The sequence below is a fragment of the Micromonospora tarensis genome, assembly GCF_016803395.1.
GTDB classification, from domain to species: Bacteria; Actinomycetota; Actinomycetes; order Mycobacteriales; family Micromonosporaceae; genus Micromonospora; species Micromonospora tarensis.
In genome coordinates, this window is sequence record NZ_JAEVHL010000375.1 from 1 (window position 1) to 4,254 (window position 4,254).

General features: G+C 72.6%; 4 protein-coding genes and 1 pseudogene. All 5 read right to left on the reverse strand.

Going from position 1 to position 4,254, the window contains the following annotated elements:
* Positions 1 to 48: 48 nt before the first annotated feature.
* The gene (locus JM949_RS34095) at positions 49 to 957 is read right to left on the reverse strand and encodes an amidohydrolase family protein (protein ID WP_203152132.1); all 909 of its coding nucleotides are present in this window, start codon (positions 955 to 957) and stop codon (positions 49 to 51) included.
* The gene (locus JM949_RS34100; RefSeq protein ID WP_203152133.1) at positions 954 to 1,763 is read right to left on the reverse strand and encodes a metal-dependent hydrolase; all 810 of its coding nucleotides are present in this window, start codon (positions 1,761 to 1,763) and stop codon (positions 954 to 956) included. Before JM949_RS34100 ends, JM949_RS34095 begins: the two co-directional genes overlap by 4 nt.
* 103 nt (positions 1,764 to 1,866) lie before the next feature.
* On the reverse strand, positions 1,867 to 2,307 hold the full coding sequence (locus JM949_RS34105) for a hypothetical protein (RefSeq protein ID WP_203152134.1): 441 nt from the start codon (positions 2,305 to 2,307) through the stop codon (positions 1,867 to 1,869).
* Complete coding sequence (locus JM949_RS34110; protein WP_309232446.1) at positions 2,282 to 3,478, reverse strand: serine/threonine-protein kinase; 1,197 nt, start codon at positions 3,476 to 3,478, stop codon at positions 2,282 to 2,284. The genes JM949_RS34105 and JM949_RS34110 overlap by 26 nt, the downstream gene beginning before the upstream one ends.
* A gap of 119 nt (positions 3,479 to 3,597) precedes the next feature.
* Positions 3,598 to 4,254 (reverse strand): annotated as a pseudogene (locus JM949_RS34115) (serine/threonine protein kinase); the annotation flags it as partial.

The window sequence follows — 4,254 nt, forward strand, 5'->3', positions numbered from 1 at the left end:
GCGGGCGAGGCGCAGGCGAGGCGCGGGCGGGGCGTGGCGGGGCGGGGGTTAGGACAGGTTGAAGAGGGCGGCGGCGCTGTCCCAGCAGACCGCGCGCAGCCAGTCGTCGCCCAGGTCCAGCCGGACCAGGCCGGTCACCTGGTCGGCGTACGGGTACGGAATGTTGGGGAAGTCGCTGCCGAGCAGCACCCTGCCGGCCAGCCCCAGCTCGCGTAACCGGGGCAACTCGTCGGTGGGGAAGGGCACGAACTGGTCGAAGAACGGCGTGAACGCCATGGTGGTGTCCAACCGGACGTGTTCGTACGCCTCGGCGAGGTCCAGGAAGGCCCGGTAGTCCGGCGCACCGAGATGGGCCACCACCGCGGCCAGCCGGGGGTGCCGGGCGAGCAGCTCGGCGAACGGGCCCGGGCCGGTGTGCGCGGTCCCCACCGGGGCGTGCCCGGCGTGCACCACCACCGGCACGCCGGCGTCGGACAGCATCCCCCACACCTGGTCCAGCGCCGGGTCGCTCGGTGCGAAGCCGCCGACCTGCGGGTGCACCTTGAACAGTCGGGCGCCGGCGGTGAGCGCCGCCTCGACGTAGCCGGGGGCGTCCGGCTCGGGGAAGAAGGTGGCCGAGGCCAGGCATCCCGGGGTGGCACGGGCGAAGTCCAGCGTCCAGCGGTTGAGGTCCGCCGCCATGCCCGGCCGGTGCGCGTACGCCAACGCGCTGAACGCCCGGACCCCGAGCCGGCGCAGGTGCGCGACCCGGTCGGCGTCGCTCCACCGGTAGCGGATCGGCCACTCGGTGCCGACCAGCGGCCCGGCGGCGTCGAAGTAGGCCCACACCCGGCGCAGCAGCCGCGGCGGCAGGAAGTGCACGTGCACGTCGGCGAGGCCGGGCAGCCCCAGTGCCCGCCAGATCTCCGGAACGCGCTCGTCCGCGGTCGGCGGCGGGAGCGGCGCCGGATCGGTCATATGTCGATGTCGAAGCGGCTCAGCACCGAGGGCGCGATCAGGCCGACGGTCGCGAGCGCCGAGATGACGGTCAGCGCGATGCGCATCCCGACCACCTCGGCCTTGCTGCCGACCCGCAGGGCGATCCGGTTCGGCAGACCGATCATCATCCACATCCGCCGCTTGATCGGGATCGGCCAGAGGATCGGCACCCCGGCTCTGGTGATCATGTCGCCGAGGATATGCACGAAGCAGCCCACGCCCAGCGCGGTGCCGATCAGCGGATAGCCGCGACCACCCGGCAGGTTGGCGAAGGTGAACCAGGCCGCCCCGGCCGAGGCGAGGGTGATGATCACCCAGCCGGCGCGTTCCGCCCACTCGTCGAACAGCCCGCGCAGCGCTAGGCCGAACATGAAGAACAGGATGGTGATGACCGCCCACTTGCCGTACGCGGCGCAGAGTGCCGTGGTTCCCCAGCCGACCAGCACGGTGAACGGCAACGTGTGGGTGAGCGTCCGGTGCCCGTTGTTGCGGCGCGGGTCCCTGCTCAGCTTCGTGGCGTAGTAGACGCCGAGGGAGATCTTCTCCATCACCTCGGCGGCGAACAGCGAGAAGACCCCGAAGGTGCGGGCCACTGTCGCGCCACCCTGGTTCTTGGTCACCTTGCCCGACATGTCGAGGTCGGGAAAGAGCGCGCCACCGGCGCACACCGCGGTGCCCACCGCCAACGCGAGCGGCGACTGGTGGTAGTCGGCGAAGTGGTCCAGTGCCCAGGACCCGGTCAGCCACACCGCCGCGCCGGACAGCGCGTGTTGCGGTCCCATCATCTCGGCTCACCCTCCCCAGGGATCTTGAGCGCCCAAAACTACGCCACTGTAGTCAGCGTCAGCGCCGCAGGGGCATCACCCGGAAGGTCCACATCGGACCGGGTCACAAAGCGGGGGTGAAGCTCTGCCGGATCATCGGCAAGTATGCCGCGTTGACCTGCCAGTCGAACTCTTCTGTCAACCACGAGACGGTGTAGGAGCGGTCGGCTGAGGTGTTGGCCAGCAACCGGAAACTGTGCAGCGACTCGCCGCGAGGGCTCTGCCAGCTGCACTCCCAGACCGCGCCACCCTGGAAGATGTCCATCGCGGAGATGTCCACCCGCCGATAGCCCGGTAACGCCTCGCTCGCGGTCAGCCGGGCCTCCTCGGTGGTCCAGTGCGCCACCGGGTCCGCGCGTGCGGGCCCCACCTCGACGCTGAGCACCCGGCTGCCGGTGAACTTCCGAAAGCAGGTCACCGCGCCCTCGGTCCAGCGCGCCCAGCCCACCGGCGCGGCGATCCGGAACCCGGTCGGATCGTCATGCCAGGTCCAGCCCTCGCGCAACCGGTACCGCGCGTTGCCGGCGGTGACACCGACGCCACCGGGGTCGCGCCGGTGGCGGGGGAGACGCGCAGGCGAACGCGGCCGGCCGGGAGGTCGGCGCGCCACCACCGGAGCCGGACGGCAGGGACCGCTCGTCGGGTCGGTTGACCAGCGCCAGCGTGACGCCTCCCGCGACGAGCAGGGCGGTGGCCGCGCCGCCCAGGGCGATCAGACGCCGCCGCCGGCCGGGTCGGCCCGATGGGCGGGTTGACGTCTCCACCTCGCCGGGCGGCTCGAGCGGGTGTGGCGCGATGGCCCGGCCAGCGCTGCGGACCGCCGCGACCGCCGAGGACCGGACCAACCCGATTGACTCGTCGGGGCTCGCGGCGGCCCGGCTCAACAGCGGCTCCGCCTCGACGGCGGTCAGTCGCCGCCAGGGATCGCGCTGCAACAGACCGACGAGGACGGGACGCAACGGACCGGCCCGAAGCATCGGACCCGGTGGCTCGGTGGCCAGCGCGCTCAGCGTCGCCATCGCACTCGACCTCGCGTAGGGCGACTGCCCCTCGACCGTCGCGTAGAGCGTCGCCCCCAGCGACCACATGTCGGTGCGCGGGTCCGACACACCCTCGCGGGCTCGCTCCGGGGCGACGAACTGCGGTGAGCCGAGCACCGTGCCGGGGCCGGTCATCGCGCCGTCACCACCGTCGAAGGTGGCCAGCCCGAAATCGGTGAGCACCACCCGCCCGTCGTCGGCCACCAGCACGTTGTGCGGTTTCACATCGCGGTGCAGCACGCCGGCGCGGTGCGCGGCTCGCAACGCGGCGAGCACCGCCAGCCCGATCCGGGCGGTCCGCTGCGGGCTCAGTGGCCCCTCGGCGCTGATGATCTGCTGCACCGACCGGGACGGCACGTACTCCATCACGATCCAGGGGCTCTCCCGGTCGTGCACCACGTCGTAGATCCGGACCACATTGGGGTGGTTCAACCGGGCGGCGGTGCGAGCCTCGCGCAGGGTCCGGAGCCGCAGCTGCTCGCGTTCGGCCTCGGCCAGCCAGGACGGGGGCACGATCTCCTTCACCGCGACGTCGCGGTGCAGCATCTCGTCGCGAGCAAGCCACACCCGGCCCATCCCGCCGGTGCCGACCAGGTCGAGCAGCCGGTACCGACCCGCGATCAGCAACTGATGCACGGTCGCTCCCCCTCGGTCACCCCGAGTTCCACGATAGCCACCGGTGCCGGCTTTTCCATCCGCTGAGCGGCCTCGATCCACGCCGGACGGTAGTCCGGATCATGACCATACGGTGCAGGTCAGCGGGGTGCTCGGAAACTCTTTCGGACTAGTTCCCAGTCGGCTGCGGCCCCGGCCCAGTCCTCGTCGTGGGTGATCCAACCGAGCGTCCAGCGGCCGCCATCGACGGCTTGTTGCCGGGCGTGCAGCCACAGCCCGCCGTAGGGAGCCTGCCAGCGGCACTCCCACTCGGCCCCGCCGTCGACCGGTGCGAGCTTGATCTCGTCGTACCCGGGCAGGGCGCCGGCCCCGGCCGCCGCGTCACGGGCCGTGCGCAGCCGGAGCAGCGGCTCGGCGCTGTTGCCCGGGGCCACGCTGAAGGCCCGACCGGTCGCCGGATCCTGGAAGCAGGTCACGCCGCCGTCGCGGGAGTGATACCAGGTCGCCGGCACGGTGACTCGGAAGTCGGTGGTGTCCGCGTGCCAGACCCAGCCGGGCGGCGGCCGGAGCCGTTCGCCGGAGATGGGGTCGCTGGCCAGCACCGGCGCACCGGCGACATGCGGGCGGACACACGCGAACGGTGGCGGGGGGATGCCTCGCCCATTGGGCGGCGGACCGGGGCCGCCCGGGCCGGGACCGTCGGGCGGACGGTTCTGCGGCGGCGGGGCGGACCAGCCGTTGCTTCCGCCGGGCCTGTCGTCGGCGACGGTCAGCGCGGTGCCGACGCCGGCTGCGAC

Excerpts from the sequence above, each read along its gene's own strand:
- JM949_RS34095 (WP_203152132.1), bottom strand. The coding sequence starts at position 957 with ATGACCGATCCGGCGCCGCTCCCGCCGCCGACCGCGGACGAGCGCGTT.
- JM949_RS34100 (WP_203152133.1), bottom strand. The coding sequence starts at position 1,763 with ATGATGGGACCGCAACACGCGCTGTCCGGCGCGGCGGTGTGGCTGACC.